This is a genomic window from Bordetella flabilis (assembly GCF_001676725.1).
Lineage (GTDB): Bacteria > Pseudomonadota > Gammaproteobacteria > Burkholderiales > Burkholderiaceae_B > Bordetella_C > Bordetella_C flabilis.
In genome coordinates this window covers 3,955,476-3,971,217 of the sequence record NZ_CP016172.1, presented here as the reverse complement: position 1 = coordinate 3,971,217, position 15,742 = coordinate 3,955,476, and the positions used below count along the sequence as shown (strand labels likewise).

General features: G+C 67.4%; 14 protein-coding genes. 13 read left to right on the top strand and 1 reads right to left on the bottom strand.

What is annotated here, in order from left to right:
• Positions 1-11: 11 nt before the first annotated feature.
• Both thpD and BAU07_RS17485 read left to right on the top strand, forming a co-directional pair.
• Positions 12-935, top strand: a complete 924-nt coding sequence (gene thpD / locus BAU07_RS17490; protein WP_066660117.1) for an ectoine hydroxylase — start codon at positions 12-14, stop codon at positions 933-935.
• Between the two features lie 89 nt (positions 936-1,024).
• Positions 1,025-1,903 (top strand): MOSC domain-containing protein, encoded by an 879-nt coding sequence (locus BAU07_RS17485; RefSeq protein ID WP_066660115.1) that lies wholly within the window; start codon positions 1,025-1,027, stop codon positions 1,901-1,903.
• Positions 1,904-1,927: 24 nt separating this feature from the next.
• Here the strand turns inward: BAU07_RS17485 and sugE are convergent, their stop codons facing one another.
• A complete protein-coding gene (gene sugE, locus BAU07_RS17480; RefSeq protein ID WP_066660114.1) occupies positions 1,928-2,245 on the bottom strand; it encodes a quaternary ammonium compound efflux SMR transporter SugE in 318 nt (105 codons plus the stop codon).
• 126 nt (positions 2,246-2,371) lie between these two features.
• Here sugE and BAU07_RS17475 point away from each other — a divergent pair, with 126 nt between their 5' ends.
• The 11 genes from BAU07_RS17475 (at position 2,372) to BAU07_RS17425 (ending at position 15,729) form a co-directional block, all read left to right on the top strand.
• Positions 2,372-3,418 carry a CDP-6-deoxy-delta-3,4-glucoseen reductase gene (locus BAU07_RS17475; protein ID WP_066660112.1) on the top strand — a complete coding sequence of 349 codons (1,047 nt, stop codon included), beginning with the start codon at positions 2,372-2,374 and terminating at the stop codon, positions 3,416-3,418.
• A 175-nt stretch (positions 3,419-3,593) separates the two neighbouring features.
• A complete protein-coding gene (locus BAU07_RS17470) occupies positions 3,594-4,850 on the top strand; it encodes a D-amino acid dehydrogenase (RefSeq protein WP_066660109.1) in 1,257 nt (418 codons plus the stop codon).
• A gap of 4 nt (positions 4,851-4,854) precedes the next feature.
• Positions 4,855-6,195, top strand: coding sequence for an extracellular solute-binding protein (locus tag BAU07_RS17465; RefSeq protein ID WP_066660107.1), 1,341 nt, complete (start codon positions 4,855-4,857; stop codon positions 6,193-6,195).
• Between the two features lie 344 nt (positions 6,196-6,539).
• Positions 6,540-7,457, top strand: coding sequence for a TrbG/VirB9 family P-type conjugative transfer protein (locus BAU07_RS17460; protein WP_066660104.1), 918 nt, complete (start codon positions 6,540-6,542; stop codon positions 7,455-7,457).
• Positions 7,458-7,519: 62 nt separating this feature from the next.
• On the top strand, positions 7,520-9,088 hold the full coding sequence (locus BAU07_RS17455) for a hypothetical protein (RefSeq protein ID WP_232338154.1): 1,569 nt from the start codon (positions 7,520-7,522) through the stop codon (positions 9,086-9,088).
• Between the two features lie 3 nt (positions 9,089-9,091).
• Positions 9,092-10,447 carry a type 4b pilus protein PilO2 gene (locus BAU07_RS17450; protein ID WP_066660102.1) on the top strand — a complete coding sequence of 452 codons (1,356 nt, stop codon included), beginning with the start codon at positions 9,092-9,094 and terminating at the stop codon, positions 10,445-10,447.
• Positions 10,434-10,952 (top strand): hypothetical protein, encoded by a 519-nt coding sequence (locus BAU07_RS17445; protein ID WP_066660101.1) that lies wholly within the window; start codon positions 10,434-10,436, stop codon positions 10,950-10,952. The genes BAU07_RS17450 and BAU07_RS17445 overlap by 14 nt, the downstream gene beginning before the upstream one ends.
• Positions 10,953-10,989: 37 nt before the next feature.
• Positions 10,990-12,729, top strand: coding sequence for an ATPase, T2SS/T4P/T4SS family (locus BAU07_RS17440; RefSeq protein WP_084026084.1), 1,740 nt, complete (start codon positions 10,990-10,992; stop codon positions 12,727-12,729).
• The gene (locus BAU07_RS17435; protein WP_232338152.1) at positions 12,722-13,921 is read left to right on the top strand and encodes a general secretion pathway protein; all 1,200 of its coding nucleotides are present in this window, start codon (positions 12,722-12,724) and stop codon (positions 13,919-13,921) included. The genes BAU07_RS17440 and BAU07_RS17435 overlap by 8 nt, the downstream gene beginning before the upstream one ends.
• 97 nt (positions 13,922-14,018) lie before the next feature.
• Entirely contained in the window at positions 14,019-14,624 is a 606-nt protein-coding gene (locus BAU07_RS17430; RefSeq protein WP_066660100.1) for a type 4 pilus major pilin, read from the top strand.
• 25 nt (positions 14,625-14,649) lie between these two features.
• The gene (locus BAU07_RS17425) at positions 14,650-15,729 is read left to right on the top strand and encodes a type II secretion system protein (protein ID WP_066660098.1); all 1,080 of its coding nucleotides are present in this window, start codon (positions 14,650-14,652) and stop codon (positions 15,727-15,729) included.
• Positions 15,730-15,742 lie beyond the last annotated feature (13 nt).

The window sequence follows — 15,742 nt, the reverse complement described above, 5'->3', positions numbered from 1 at the left end:
AAGGAGATGCCATGATTTCACCCGCCAAAGACCGGTACGCGTCGCGTACCGACCGCAGTGCCGCCATCGTCGCGCGGCACGATCCGGTCGTCTACGGTGACGGCCGTCATGCGCAGGCACTGTCCGAGCAACAGGTGCAGTCCTACGATCGCGATGGCTTCCTCATGATCGAGGACCTGTTGCCCGCCACCGAGGTCCAGGCCTTGATGGACGAGGTCGGCCGCATGGCCCGCGATCCGGCCATCACGCGGCGCGAAGCCGCGATCACCGAGCCGGGCAGCAACGCGGTGCGTTCCATCTTCATGGTCCATCGGCTGAGTCCGCTGATCTCGCGGCTGGCCCGCGATCCCCGCCTCATCAATGTGGCACGGCAGATCCTGGGCTCGGAGGTGTATATCCATCAGTCGCGCGCCAATATGAAGCCCGGCTTCAAGGGCAAGGAGTTCTACTGGCATTCGGACTTCGAGACCTGGCATGTGGAGGACGGCATGCCCTCCATGCGCGCGCTCAGTTGTTCCGTGCTGCTGAGCGACAACAACGCCTGCAACGGTCCGCTGATGCTGGTACCGGGCTCGCACCGCCATTTCATCTCATGCGTGGGCGAGACGCCGGACGACCATTACAAGCAATCGTTGAAGAAACAGGAATATGGGGTGCCGGACCCTGTCAGCCTGCAGTTGCTGGTGGAGCAGGGCGGTATACGCGCGATGACGGGGAAGGCCGGTTCCGTGGTGTTTTTCGACTGCAACACCATGCATGGGTCCAACAGCAATATTTCGCCGTGGCCGCGCGCGAACGTCTTCATGGTCTACAACAGCGTGGAAAATGCCCTGGGCGCGCCCAAGTATGGCTTGTCGCCACGGCCCGAACATATCGCCACCCGGGCCAGCTTCAATGCCCTGACACCGTTGAAGGCCTTGCAACTGGTCGGGTAGCCGAGCGCCTGATCCGCGGGAGGCGAGGGCGCGCCGGGGCCGTTTATTGATATGCTACGCCGGGTCCCGATTTTCCCGGCGCAGCCATCATGTCCCTGCATATCCGCAGCCTTCATATCTACCCGGTCAAGTCCTGTGCCGGCATCGACCTGGAGACCTCCCTGATCGATACGGCAGGTTTTGCGCACGACCGGCGCTGGCTGGTCATGTCCGGCACGCGCTTCCTGACCCAGCGCCAGGTGCCCGCCATGGCACTGGTCCGGACCCGCTTGACCGCCACGCAATTGCGCCTGGAGGCGCCCGGCATGCCGGCGTTCGATGTCCCGCTGGACGGCTCTGGTCTCGCCGCGGCCGAGGAACCGGTAACCGTATGGCGCGACACCTTTGCGGCACGCGCCGAAAGCAACGCGGCCGCGCAGTGGTTCAGCGACTACCTGCAGCGTCCGTGCCGTTTGTTCAAGGTCGACATCGGCCGTGCTGCACGCGCCACCAATGCCGATTGGATCGGCCGCTGGCGGCAGGCCCATCCCGACTTGTCCGCAGGCTTCGAGGGCGCGCACCTGTTCGGGTTCGCCGACGGCTATCCGGTGCTGGTGGCGAACCAGGCATCGCTGGACGAGTTGAATCACCGCCTTGCCGCCCGCGGCAAGGAACCCGTGCCCATGAACCGCTTCCGGCCCAATATCGTGATTGGCGGCGAGGATTTCGCCGCCTACGACGAGGACCATACCGCCTTGCTGACCTGCGGCGATGCCGTCAGGATGGCCTTGGTCAAGCCCTGCACCCGCTGCAACATCCCGGATGTGGACCAGGCGACCGGCGCCCGCGGCGACGAACCGGGCATGACCCTCACCGCCACGCGCAGCTTCGAGCTCGGTGTGGTGTTCGGCCAGAACGCCATTGTGGACGCGCCGCCCGGCGCGACGCTGCGTGTCGGCGACCCCGTGACCGCCGAACTGGATTTCTGAGCCCGCCCGCGGCAGGCGGCACCGCTAGGCGCCGGACAGCTTCAGGCCGACCAGGCCCACCAGTATCAGCGCGATACTGATCAGCCGCAGCGCGCTGGCGCTTTCGCCGAAAAGGATCACCCCCGCGACGAACGCGCCGATCGTGCCGATGCCGACCCAGACGGCGTAGGCAGTGCCCAGGGGCAGCGTACGCATCGCAATGGCCAAGAGCCATACACTGATGATCATGCCGACGATAGTAATGATGGAAGGCACGATGCGAGTGAACCCGTCCGTGTATTTCAGCCCCACGGCCCAGACCACTTCACACAAGCCCGCCAGTACCAGAATGAACCACGTCATGGAGTCGACCTTCCGGCGCGTGCGACAGATGAGGTTCCGGGGGCGCCTTCCCCGAAGCGGCAAAAATTATAGAATGTCCGATTCGGCCCTAGGCTTGGGTTCGTCTCCACACCTTTCTATCGCACCATGAGCTTTCAGGTCACTATTTCGCCCAGTCAACACCAGTTCAACGTCGAAGCGGGGCAGACCGTGCTCGATGCCGCGTTGGCGGCCGGTATCGTGCTGCCGTACAGCTGCCGCAGCGGCGCGTGCTCGACGTGCAAGGGCAGGGTGCTGTCCGGGGAGTACGATGCGGGACCTTACCCGGCGCAAATCCTGGCGCCCGAAGAACTTGCGTCCGGCTATACCTTGTTCTGCCAGGCGCGTCCCAGTTCCGATCTGCAGATCGAATCCACCGAGGTGCGGCTGGCCAGCGACATCCAGATCCGCAAGCTTCCGTCGCGTGTGCAGGCCATCGAACGCGTGGCGCCCGATGTGGCGGTGATCCGGCTGCAATTGCCGGCTTCGGAGACATTCCGATTCTATGCCGGGCAGTACATCGAACTTATCCTCAAGGAGGGGCGCCGCCGCAGCTACTCCATGGCCAGCCCGCCGCATGCCGGCAGTCCCCTGGAACTGCATATCCGCCATATGCCCGGGGGCCATTTCACGGACCATGTGTTCGGTGCGGGCGCAACGCAGATGAAAGAGCGGGAGATCCTGCGCATCGAAGGGCCGTTCGGCTCTTTCTTCCTGCGCGAGGACAGCGACAAACCGGTAGTCCTGCTGGCCAGCGGCACCGGCTTCGCGCCCATCAAGGCCATCGTCGAACACATGATCCACCAGCAGATGCGCCGTCCGGTCGTGCTGTACTGGGGCGGCCGCCGGCCGCGCGACCTGTACATGGACGCGCTCGCGGCCTCCTGGACAGGGGCGCTGCCGGACTTCCGGTATATCCCGGTGGTGTCCGACGCAGTGCCCGAGGACGGCTGGACCGGCCGGTCGGGCTTTGTGCACGAGGCCGTCATGCATGACCTGCCGGACCTGTCCGGCCACCAGGTGTACGCTTGCGGCGCCCCGGTCATGGTCGATGCCGCCCGGCGCGAGTTCAGCACCCAGTGCGGCCTGCCTGCCGAGGAGTTCTATGCCGACGCCTTCACGTCCGAAGCGGACCTGGCCAAGGCCAGGTCCTGAACACCACGATGCCGGCCGCCGCCACCCGGGCCATCCGCACTTGTAACGACGGGTGTTCAACGTTCTTTGTCCGGGCATCCGCCGCGCGACAAGGTAAACTCCGTTCCCAGGATTTCGGAGGGTCAAGCGATCACGGCTGGCATCAGCCGCGCTCGTACTCAGGAGCTTCGCGCGCATGAAAGTAGCGGTTTTGGGTGCAGGCATCATCGGTGTTTCAACGGCGTGGTGGCTACGCGAATCCGGGCATGATGTGGTCGTCCTGGACCGGTGCACCGGTCCCGCGCAGGAAACCAGCCTGGCCAACGGCGCGCAGATCTCGGTCTCCTATGCGGAACCCTGGGCGAATCCGCAAGCGCCGTTCAAGCTTGCCAAGTGGCTGTTCCGCGAGGACGCGCCGCTGCTCTTCCGTCCGCAACTGGATTGGCGCCAATGGGCCTGGGGCCTGGCCTTCCTGCGTGAATGCCTGCCCGGCCGCCTGGCGCCCAATATCCGCGCCATGGTCCGTATGGCCGAATACAGCCGTTCCACCTTGCGCGCGATGCGCGTCGACCTGGGTATCGAGTACGAACACCTTGAACGGGGCATTCTGAATTTCTATCGTGATCCCCACGAATTCGAACTCTCCCAGAAGGCCGCGGGCGTCATGCGCGACTTCGGCGTCGAGCGCCGCATCCTGAGCGCCGATGAAGTGGTTGCCATCGAGCCCGCGTTGGCGCCGCAGCGTGGCCGCATCGTCGGCGGCGACTTCACGCCCGAAGACGAAAGCGGCGACGTGCACCTGTTCACCGTGGCCCTGGCCGAGCGCTGCGTCGCCGCAGGCGTCGACTTCCGCTATTCCACGCGGGTCACCCGCCTGATTTCGGTCGGCGGCCGCGTGGAAGGCGTGGAAATCCTTGAACCGGACGGCACCTACGGCACCGTCCAGGCGGACGCCTATGTCGTCGCCATGGGCAGCTATACCCCCTTGCTGGTGCGGCCTTTGGGCGTGCCCTGCAACGTGTATCCCGCCAAGGGCTATTCCGCCACGTTCCCCATACTGGATCCCCTGGCAGCGCCTACGGTCAGCCTGACCGACAGCAGCCACAAGGTGGTTTTTTCGCGCCTGGGCAACCGGCTGCGCATGGCCGGCACGGCGGAACTGGCGGGATATTCCCGTGCGCTCAATCCACAGCGTTGCGACGCGATGACGAACCTCGCACGCGATCTCTTCCCCGGCGCGCTCGATTTCGAGCGCGTCACCTATTGGTCGGGTCTGCGCCCGTCCACTCCGTCGAACGTACCCCTTATTGGCCGTACCCGCATTCCCAACCTGTATCTCAATACGGGTCACGGGACATTGGGCTGGACCATGGGGGTGGGTTCGGGCCGGGCTTTGGCCGATCTGCTCAGTGGACGACGGCCGGAACCGGAATTCCCTTTTATCGGCATGTAGACCTATGAAGAAATTGCACGAAACGGGCGTGGCCCGCGCAATCCGCGCCGGTGGGCGCGTCTGGATCTTCGGCGCCGCCTTGATGGCGGCGAGTGTCGCGCATGCGGCGCCGGTACAGATCCAGGTCTGGCATACCCTGACCGATGCCAACAAGGCTGAATTCGAAAAACTGGTCAAGCAATACAACAAGGAACAGAGCAGCGTCGAGGTGCAGTTGCGCGACTTCGCTACGCAGCAGGCGCTGCAACAGGCGGCCACTTCGGCCGTCGCGGCCAAGAAGGCGCCCAACCTGGTCCAATTGCAGGACAACCATTCGCCCGAAGTCGTGGCCGAACACAAGGCCATCAAGCCACTGTACGAGCTGCTGGCCAAGTATCCCATCAAGGATCTGAACTGGTTCCTTCCGTCGACCACCAGTTTCACCCGCGACAGCCGTGGCCGCCTGCTGGCGTTTCCGTACATGGCAGAAGTTCCGGTCATGTTCTACAACGTCGCGCTGTACAAGAAAGCGGGCCTGAATCCTGCCGAGCCGGCACGCACCTGGAGCGACCTGCAAGGGCAATTGCTCAAGCTGCGTGATGCGGCGGACGTGGAATGCCCCTATGCCTCGGGCGACCAGGTCGAAGTGCACCTGGAGAACCTGGCCCCGGTGAACAACCAGCTCTACACCAGCAATGGCAACGGCGTCGAAGCCGTCAAGGGCAAGCCGTTGCCGGCGGCCCTGCAATTCGACAGCCTCTACATGCGCCATGTTTCGCTCATGGCGAGCTGGAAGCGGTCGCTGCTGTTCACGCAGCACAGCGACGACGACAAGCCGGATGAATCCTTCGCCAAGGGCCAGTGCGGCGTATTGACGGCGGGATCGAGCGCGCTGGGACGACTGCTCAACGCCAAATCGCTGTCCTTCGGCGTGGCGCCCTTGCCGTACTACGAGCAGGTCACCAAGCAGGCGGGCAAGCCCTTCGTCAGCGGCAGCGCGCTGTGGGTCATGGAGGGCCATCCCGCCACCGAAGACAAGGCTACGTCGGAATTCCTGGCCTGGCTGGCCAAGCCCGTGGTGGCGGCGGAATGGCACCAGCGCACCGGGTATCTGCCCTTGACGGAAGCCGCGTTCCGCGCGTCCGACGTTTCCTTCTATAGCCGCGTCCCGGGTGCCCAGCAAGTCGTGGACAGCATGCGCAGCCAGCCGGCGCCCAACAGCCGTGGCTTCCGCGTGTCCAACTACGACCGTATCGAGCCCATCCTCAGCCGCGAGCTGACCGACGCCATCGACGGCAAGACGCCGCCGGTCGCGGCGCTCAATAGCGCGGCGGCGCAAGCGCGCACCATCGTTCAGCAACGCTGAGCGTTCGACGCACGTCGGGGCGGCCCGGCGCGCGTCTCTGCATCGGGTTGGCCTGTTCCGGTTGTCCGTAAGCCCTCACCGCATCCTGTGCAAGCAGGATGCGGTGAGGGCTTTTCGCATGCACGGATATCGCCCCGGTAAGGGGGTGGGCGTCTGTGCTGTGGACGGGATGCGGTGGCATGTCGCTGCGCCGGCGTCCGTACTTCCCGCCATGCCATGGCGCATCGTCGCAGTGCCGGCGGTGACGTCCGCATCCATGCGTAGATTTGCGTCTGGTGAGGTCTTCGTGGTCGGGGCACCATCCCTGGGTCGCGCTCGTTGGCGGCGCGCATCCGGGGACCCGCATGTACCGATTGCTGAAGACGCTGCTCCTGTTGCCATGGCTGGCCGCATGTGCGCCGCCTGCCTGGCTTGGCGGCGCGTCCTCGGAGGGCCCGCCGGGACCGCTGCCCGGCTCTCGCTTCGACTTCGATTGGCGCCTTTCCGGCGATCGGCCGGTCGCGCCATTGCAGGTGTTCGACGACGGCCGCCAGACCTGGCTGCAATTCGCGCCCGGCCAGACCGTGCCGGCGATTTTTACCGAGCAGGGCGGGGTCCTGCGGCCGGCGTCCTACACGCGGCACGAGCCCTACATCGTCGTTCAGGGCAAGTGGGCCGCGCTGGTACTGCGCGGGGGGGCTCTGCAGGCGCGTGCGGATTACCTTGGCGCGGCCGGGCAGGGCGCCTTGCCGGGTGTCGGCGCGTCGACGGCAATGCCGGCGGCGGCGTCCGGTTCCGGAGCGGGCCGGCAGGCGTCGCCGCTCCCCATGGCGGCGCGCCCTGGCGGGTCCGGTACCGCATCCGGTACTGGATCCGGTGCCGCGGACGCAAAGGGGACACCTGCCACACCCGCCCCGCGAGACGCACGGTCAACCCGGGCGGCACTGCCCGGGGCGCAGCTCGCGACCGCAGCACCTGTACACACGAAGTCTTATCGCGTCGGGCCGGGCGATGAAAACATGCGCAGGGCGCTGGGACGCTGGGCGACGCTCGCGGGGTGGACCTTCCAACCCGAACACTGGGCCGCGGATGTCGATATTCCGCTGGCGGGTAGCGCCGATTTCGCCGGGGACTTCAAGCAATCCGTGCGGGAACTGCTGGCGACGACCGAACTGGGCGAGCGGCCTTTGCAGCCCTGCTTCTATGCGAACCGGGTGTTGCGCGTCGTGCCGCTGTCCGAAGCCTGCGACCGTACCGCCGCCCGACCTGGGGCGGCATCATGAACGCATCGTGCGCATTCATACGGCGTGTGCGACGCGGTATGCGACAGGGCGCGGCGCTGGGGATGGCAACGCTGTGCGCCGCTTGTGTCACACCGGAACGTGCCGCCTCGGTGCTGGACCGCTATGGCCAGGCCCAGGCGGGCAATGAAGCCCGGCGTGCCGGCTTCCTGCGGTCGCTGACGGATACGCAGGCGCGTCGCGCCGCGCAGGACGTGGACAAGCCCTGGCTGGCCGGCCGAGCGCGACCGCTGGCCAGGGAAGTGACGTTGCCGGCGGCACTGCGCAAGAACGTCGATACCACGCTGATGTTCGCCGGCGGTCAAGCCGACCTCGCCGTGCTCGCGGAACGCATCGCCCGCGCCACCGGCATCGGCGTCAAGGTGCGGCCGGACGCGCTGCTGCCCGCGGAACTCTTCCTGCCCCGACTGGCGGCCGCACCGGCGGCCGTCACGGCCCTGCCTACGCAAGCTTCGTTGCCCGATGGCTCGCAACCCTTGCCGCGCGTGCTCGACGCCTTGGCGTGGCGCCTGGGGGTGTACTGGCGCTACGCCGACGGCGCCATCGAGTTCTACCGTACTGAAACCCGCGTCTTCGACGTGCGCGCCCTGACTCTCAACGCGCGCGCCGACGCCCGGCTGGGGCGCGCAGGCAAGTCCGGCGCCGAAGGCTTCGAGAACACGTCGAACACCACGCTCTCGAGCGGCGACCAGGACGCCATGGCGTCGGTGCGGGCCCGCATCGAAGCGTTCCTGACCCGCGCGGGCACGGTCACCGTCGCGCCAGGAGCCGCAAGCTCTCTCGTGGTGACCGATACCCGCGATGCGCTGGACCAGGTCGCACGTTTCCTGCATCGCGAAAACAAGGCCCTGACCCGCCGCGTGCGCCTGGTGTTCGAAGAAGTCACGGTGGTTTCCCGCGATACGGCGCAAGCCGGCATAGACTGGAATGCGGTGTACCAGGGCGCACGGGCCGCGGCCTCGCTGGCCATGGCCGCCGATGCCGGCGCCGCGGCCGGACTGGCCTCGGCGACCGCCGGCAGCGGACCCTTCGGCGGCAGCAAGGCCATACTGTCGGCCTTGAGCGACATGGGGACGGTCGTGCGCCACAGCAGCGTACCCATGCTTACGCTGAACCGGCGTCCCGTGACGCATGCGGTGCGGACGACCTTCTCCTATATCGACCAGGTACAGGGCATGAGCGCCGCATCCCCCGGCTCGGCGTCCGGCGTCCTTCCCGGCGTGCTGCCGTCCATATCCGTCAGCCAGAAGCAGGAGACGGTCGGTTCCTTCCTCACCCTCGTGCCGGACGCGCAGGAAGACGGTCAGATCCTCCTGTCCATCGCCTACGACAACACGGCGGCGCAACCGCTTAAAAGCGTGACCTTCGGCAAGGTCGGCAACCAGTTGGAAATCCAGCAGGTCACCATCGACGGCAACGGCATGGTGCAGCAGGTCGAGCTGCGCGCGGGCCAGCCGATGATCATCTCCGGATTCGAACGGCGCGAAGACGAATACGACCGGCGGCGCCTGACGCCGTCCGCGCCGCTTGTGCTGGGTGGAAGCGATCGCGCGTCCATGCGGCGGGTAACCACGCTGGTCATCGTCACGGCGCAAGTGGAAGAAGGATTCTGACCCATGACGAACACGCCTCGGCCCGATAGCGAATCCCATGCTTTCCGGCCCGTCCCGCAAGCGGTGGGCGACCATACGCTGGTTTCCCTGCAGGACGAAACCGTGCTGGTTTTCGGCTTGCACTGGTCGGCCATCGTCGGCAGCCGTGTCGATGCCCTGGCGCGCAGGAAGGCGCGCGAAGCCCGCGCTACCCATTACGTGCATGGCGGCAGCGGTGCCGCAGCCGTGGGTTGTGCCCGCTTGCGCACGCGCGGCAAGACGGGGCAAAGGCTGCGCAACAAGGCTTGCTATGCCGCTGCGCAAGTCTTCGCGCGCATGCATCCCCACGGTGTGGCGGCGGGCGTCCTGTGCATGGACGGCACGCGCACCTGGCTGGCGGCCACACGCGACGGCGCCGTCATGGCGCGCAGCGATCGTATCTATCCCGATGAAGCGGCCGCACAGGCGGCAGTGGCTGAACTCGAGCTCCTGCATCCCGGTCTTGCGGGCGCCGTGCACCGGCTCTCGGTCGACGACCTGGCGCGATCACTGGATCCGGCGGCGGCCATGTGGCGCATCGGTCTCCCGTGGGGGCGCGTGCCGGCGCCCGCGCAAGGTGTGATCCTGCTGCTGGCATTGGCGCTGCTGCTGCCGCCGGCATGGCGTGCCTGGCAGCGTGGCCCCGGCGCGCCGCCACCCCCGGTTGCGGTTGACCCCGCCCGGGCGTGGCACGACGCATTGTCGCGGGCCGCGGCCACGATACACATCCACGACGCCGGGCAACTCGGCCGGGTCTTCCAGATCTTGCGCCAACTGCCCACCGCATTGCAGGACTGGACCTTGCAGTGGGCCCGCTGCCGGCCGGATGGGAGTGGCTGGGCATGTCATGCGCGCTACGGCCGTACCACGCCGCACGCGACGAACCAGGCCTTGGCGGAACGCCTGCCCGCCTCAGTACGTGCCTTGTTCGCGTCGCTCGACGAGGCCGACGTCCTGTGGCAGGTGACCGGCGTCACGCATGCCCTGCAACCCGCGGCCTTGCCGCACATGTCGCAGACGGACTTGCGGTTCGCCAGCGTTCTCCAGGCGATACGTCCCGCCTTCGCGCGCATTGCGCTCGGCGCCCCCGCCGCCTTCGCTGTGGCCCCGCCACGTGACCCGCAGGGCCGTCCCTTGCCAGCGCCCCCTGATCTGCCGCGCTTGCGGAGCCGCCCCATCGTCCTGGAAGGTCCGCTGCGTTCCTTCGCCTTGCTGGCGCAGCCTCCAGCGACGGCGTCATGGTCGGAAATCGCGTTGGTCGTGCAGGTGGACCGACCGCCCGACATTGCCCAGAGCCCATTGATGGCACAGATCCAAGGAGTCGTCTATGAACGCGAATAGGCGTGGCGGACGCCGCACGCCGCGTGCGCTGCTTCTTCTCGGCATCGCCGGCGTCCTTCCCGCCGCCGCGCAAGCGGACCCTCAGGCACAGGCGCATCCACAGCCATCCGACGCCGCGCAGGGCGTCATCGAAATGGAATCCGTGGCGCCGGCATGGCCCGAGGCCGACACCGTCCACGAACTGCTGCGCCGCGAGACACGGGCGGCCCTGGCCAGGCGGCGGGGGCCAGGCCTTCAGGGGCCGACGCACGCCGCGGATAGTGACTCACAGACGGCGCAGCCGGCCGATCGTATCGATTTGTCCGCCATTTACGGCGTAGGCAAACGCCTGCATGTCGAAGTGGTGCTCAACGGCCGGCGCCTGCGCTATCGGCATGGCCGCAAGTGGCCGGACCAGGCGCCCGACGGCGTCGGCGTCTATGCGCTGCGCGCCATAGAAGGATCCTGCGTCCGGCTCGATGGGGCGTCGGGCAATCGCCATGTATGCCTGGCGCCCACCCCTTGAGGAGAACCGCATCGTGTTGGTAAAACGCATTCCCGCCATGCCCGTCGGCAGCCCGGTATCGCCTGTGGCGCGTACCTCGCCCGGACATTCATCGCGGGTGGCGATCTTGTCCACCCAGGATGACATCGCCCGCATCGTGCCGCCCTTTGCGCGGGCATTGAGCGACGAGTTCGACCTTGCCGCCCTGTCCGGCCGGGTATGTCCGATCGCCTTGCAGGACGGCACGGTCGCCATCTTCGCGCTGGCCGACTACGCGGCCGGCGACGCCATCGACGAAGTCGAACGCATGGTGCTGCGGCGCGGACGCCGCCTGGCCAGTCCCTCACGGTATGTGTTGCCGGCCCCGTTGCTGCTTAGCGTCGCCCGGGGCCAGTTGACCTTGCAAAGCCTGCGCGACCGCCGCCTGGTGCTGTCGGACCGCCACAAGTCGGCGTTGGCGTCCGGCTTCTGCGAGATCGTGGCCTGGGGCGTGCGCCATGGCGCCAGCGACGTCCACCTGAATGTCCGCCATCGTCGCGCCGAATCCGAGGTTCGATACACCATAGGCGGCAGCTATATCGCCCCGGCCCGCTTCCGGCACATCCCGACCGCGACGCTGATGGAGATGCTCGCCGTGGCATGGATGGACGTGCGGGGCGGCAACGGTGCGGTTTTCGATCCCCAGGCCGAGCAGCAGGGCCGGCTGCGCGTCGAAGTCGACGAACGGCCCATCATGCTGCGCTGGGCCTCCCTGGCCACCGATGACGGGCCCTCGGTATGCCTGCGCCTGCTGCGGCTCGACGCGGCGGTTGACGACATCTCGTTGCGCGAGCTCGGCTATCTGGACACGCAGGTGGACATGCTCGAGCGCGCCCGCATGTCGGAAGGCGGCGCCATCGTGCTGGCGGGTGTGGTCGGTTCCGGAAAATCCACCACCATCGCCACGCTCATACGAACGCTGCCCGATAACCGCAAGGTCATCACGCTGGAGGATCCCGTCGAATACCTTATCGGGAATGCGCTGCAGAATACCGTCGTGCGCTCGCTCCACGATGGCGATGCCGGTGCGTTCGATGCCAAGCTCAGGACCGTCAAGCGCTGCGCCATGAACGATCTTCTGATCGGCGAGATCCGCGACGAGCAGACGGGACGCGCCTTCATGGATCTGGCCGGATCCGGAGTGAAAGTCTATACGACCACGCATGCCGCCTGCGCCCGCATGATCCCGGAGCGCCTGGCCTCGGACTTCATCCGCGTGTCGCGCGACTTCCTGGCGACGCCCGGCGTCCTCAAGCTGCTGGTGCACCAGAGTCTGCTGGCGCGGCTTTGCCCGCATTGCGCCTTGCCGCTGAGCTCCCTGCATGCCGGGCGGAACGGCGAAACCTGGCGTGCCTGGACCCGCCGCTTCGTCGATTTGTACGGCCTGCGGGAGCAGGCGCTTCGCATACGCAACGATGCCGGCTGTCCGTACTGCATCCAGGATGAGTTGCCGCACCTGAACGGCACGCGCGGCCGCACCGTGGTCGCCGAAATGATCGAGCCCGAGCATGACGAGGTCTTCCTGCAATGTGTGCGCCAGCGCGACAACCTTGCGCTGCGCCGCCACTTGCGGACCCGGCGCGTGGCGCCGTACGACAGTCCCGATATGGAAGGCAAGAGCGCCATGGAGTGCGCCGTCTACAAGGCGTCCATCGGCGAAATCGACCCGCGTGATATCGAAGCGGGCTTCGAGCCTTACGCGACAGTGCAACGGGAACGGGCGGCACTGGACCGGTGCGAGGGCGACCGCCGTGCCTGACCGCTTTCATGCATGCGCCCGCCGCGTAACGGGCCGCCTGACCGGTTATGTGCAGATGCTGGCGGCCTGTGCGTCGCGCGGCGGCGCCTCGCTGCATATCGATACGCTGCGTTGGCGTTGGGATGCGCTGCGGTTCTCCGGCGAGCGCGGCGATTACTACGAATATCTGGCGGATATGGTGGAGGGACTGCAGGGGCGCAAGAGCCTGCGCGACCTGTTTGACGACGACGCCCACCGATACGGCGCGGGCAGCGTGCGCGGCAGGTTGGCGCGGCGCTGGTCGCGGGCGCTGGAAGCCTGCGGCGGCAATCTGGCCCTGGCTTGGGCGGGTAGCATGCCCGCGGAAGATCTGGCCATGCTGCACGCCATACAGGCGGGAGATGCGGGCGCCCTCGGCGCCACGTTGCGGGACCTGGGGCGCGCAGCCCGCGTGGTCGAAGACGCATCCCGCACCTTCCGGGAAGCCCTGGCGGCCGGCATCGTTGCCGTGGCCGTCGCATGGGCACTGGCCTGCGCTGTGCCATACCTGACGGTGCCGCGCCTGCAGGCGGTGTTCCAGATGGTGCCGTCGTCGCACTACGGCACGTGGACCCGCGGCCTGTTCGGCTTCGCGCGCGCATTGCACGGCCATCTTCCGGTGCTGGCGGCCGGCGCGGCCGGCTGCATCTGGCTGGTCCTGTGGTCCCTGCCCAACCTGACCGGGCCGTTGCGGGAGCGCCTGGAGTCGTGGCTGGTCTGGCGACTTTACCGCGATGTGAATGCCATTCGTTTCCTGTGCATGCTGACGGTGCTGGTGCGCCAGCACGGTCGCGCCGACATGCGGCTGCGGCAGGCGCTGGCGCTGCAGGCGGCGCAGGCGCGGCCGTGGCTGGCGTGGCACCTGGACGGCATGGTCGGGCGCATCGATGCCGGTATGGTAGGCGTCGACAGCCTCGACACCGGCCTGATCGACCGCCAGACATGGTGGTACCTGAACGATATGGTGGCCGCGCATGGCATGGCCCGCGGCATCGCCCGGGCATCCCTGCATATCGAAGGGCCGGTCCTGCGCCGTGTCCGTTTTCAGGCGCAGGCCTGGCGCTGGACCTTGCTGCTCGCCGCCGTGGCCGCCGTCCTGGGAATTGCCCTCTGGCATTACGCGGTCATCGATGAACTGCGCCGTGCCATGACCAGCTTCTATGCAGCGGGCTAGGGCATGAGGACGGCCGGATGGCCCTTGCCGGCGCGCCCCACACACAGGTACCCCGATATTCATCCACCGCCCACGTTCCACGCACCAGGAGCACAGCATGCCCTCCCGCCGTCAGCGCATTCTTCAGCGCGGTTTCTCGCTGATCGAAGTCTCCATCGTTACCGCCATCGTCCTGCTTATCGCCATTGTCGGGATCCCGGCCATCGGCAGTTATGTCGTCGAGAACAAGGTGCCCAAGGTCGGCGAAGAACTGCAGCGTTTCGTCGCGCGCGCCAAGGCAAACGGGCAGGGGGGAGGGCTCGCGCCTTATCGCAACCTGCATAGCGGCATCCTGGCCAATGCGCTACGTGACTCCAGCATCTTCTCGGTCAATGGCAACGACGCCGCCGCGGTGGTGGCGCACGGCCTGGGCGGCAACGGCACCGCCGGCAACGGGACGATCGCGCTGGCGCCTGCCTCCATCGCCGGTGGCGGGCCGGGGTCGGCGTTCACCTTGACGCTGACCAATGTGAACAACTCCGCATGCCCCGGGCTCGCATCCGTCATGCAGCGCGTATCCGAAATCATCTCGGTCGAAGGGCAGGGCGGGCCGGTGGTGGTCAAGGACAGCAGCGTCTCGCCCGCCCGGGGATACGACGCCATGCTGGCGCAGGCGCAGTGCGCGGCCGGCGACGCCAACACCTTCGTCTTCACGGCCCGCTGACGTGGCCGCTCTTGGCAAGCTTCCCTTGGCCGCGAACTTCGCGCGGCAGGCCGGCTGGCCGCGCCGGCACGTCGCCCCGGCCGGGCAAAGGGGCTTTGCGCTGCTGGAACTGGCGATCGCCGTTGCGGTCGCCAGCCTGTTGGCGATCTGGGCAGCGGACAAGCTCGCCCGTGACGTCGAGGACGCCGCCCAGCGCGCGACGGGCCGCTGGTTTTCCGAAATACGGCGTGCGCTCGACAGCATGTTGGCGCGCCATGGCGATCTTCTCGTGGCGGGCCACGTCGCTCGCTCGGAAGATGGGCGCCCGCGTTATGCCGATTCCTGGTCGCCGACGATCACGGAGTTGAAGGACAACGGCCATTTGCCGCAGGCCTTTCCGCTCGCCGGTCCAGCCGGGGTTCGAGCGTCAATCCGCGTCGCGCGCAGCGGGGCCTGCCCGGGAGCTGCGTGCCGGCTGGACGCGCTCGCCTATAGCAGCGCCCCCTTGCTGCACGCCGGCTCCGGAAAGCCGGACTTCTCGCGTATTGCGGGGGTGCTGATGGCCACCGAAGGATCCGGCGGCAGTGTGTCCGAGCTGGCTCCGGACCGCTTGCGCGGCGGCGCCCTGGATCTGCCCAATCCGCCGCTGCCCGGCATGGCGGCGTTGCCGCCCGGCACGGTAGCCGTCTGGGCGGGGCGGGAAGCCGGCGCCAAGACGGCCTACCTGCGGCCGCATGACACGCGCGACCCGGACTTTCGGGGAGATGTGTCGGCGGCCGGATCGGTGGCGGCCACCGGCCGGCTGGTCGCAGGGGAACACCTGAAGCTGGGCGCGGTCGCGGTGGCCCAGGAACCGTGTCCCGAAAACGGCCTGCTGGCACGGGATACCGCCGGCGGGTTGCTTAGTTGCGTGGCGGGGGTGTGGTCCGCACCCGGCGGCTTTGGCGGGGCGTTTTCCTGGAACACAGGGTCCGGCTGCACCGAGCGCCAGGGTGCCTCCAGCCTCAATCCCCGGACCGGCCGTTGCAGTTGCCCGCCAGGCTTCAAGCCGGTGCTGGTCGCCGCCGGGGGCGTGGGCGATTGGCTGGCGCAGGGCTGGACGGAGGGCTACGTGTGCGTTCGCTAGCTTTCCCGCGGTC

Coding starts and splice junctions, on each gene's coding strand:
- thpD (WP_066660117.1), top strand. CDS start 12: ATGATTTCACCCGCCAAAGACCGGTACGCGTCGCGTACCGACCGCAGT.
- BAU07_RS17485 (WP_066660115.1), top strand. CDS start 1,025: ATGTCCCTGCATATCCGCAGCCTTCATATCTACCCGGTCAAGTCCTGT.
- sugE (WP_066660114.1), bottom strand. CDS start 2,245: ATGACGTGGTTCATTCTGGTACTGGCGGGCTTGTGTGAAGTGGTCTGG.
- BAU07_RS17475 (WP_066660112.1), top strand. CDS start 2,372: ATGAGCTTTCAGGTCACTATTTCGCCCAGTCAACACCAGTTCAACGTC.
- BAU07_RS17470 (WP_066660109.1), top strand. CDS start 3,594: ATGAAAGTAGCGGTTTTGGGTGCAGGCATCATCGGTGTTTCAACGGCG.
- BAU07_RS17465 (WP_066660107.1), top strand. CDS start 4,855: ATGAAGAAATTGCACGAAACGGGCGTGGCCCGCGCAATCCGCGCCGGT.
- BAU07_RS17460 (WP_066660104.1), top strand. CDS start 6,540: ATGTACCGATTGCTGAAGACGCTGCTCCTGTTGCCATGGCTGGCCGCA.
- BAU07_RS17455 (WP_232338154.1), top strand. CDS start 7,520: ATGGCAACGCTGTGCGCCGCTTGTGTCACACCGGAACGTGCCGCCTCG.
- BAU07_RS17450 (WP_066660102.1), top strand. CDS start 9,092: ATGACGAACACGCCTCGGCCCGATAGCGAATCCCATGCTTTCCGGCCC.
- BAU07_RS17445 (WP_066660101.1), top strand. CDS start 10,434: ATGAACGCGAATAGGCGTGGCGGACGCCGCACGCCGCGTGCGCTGCTT.
- BAU07_RS17440 (WP_084026084.1), top strand. CDS start 10,990: ATGCCCGTCGGCAGCCCGGTATCGCCTGTGGCGCGTACCTCGCCCGGA.
- BAU07_RS17430 (WP_066660100.1), top strand. CDS start 14,019: ATGCCCTCCCGCCGTCAGCGCATTCTTCAGCGCGGTTTCTCGCTGATC.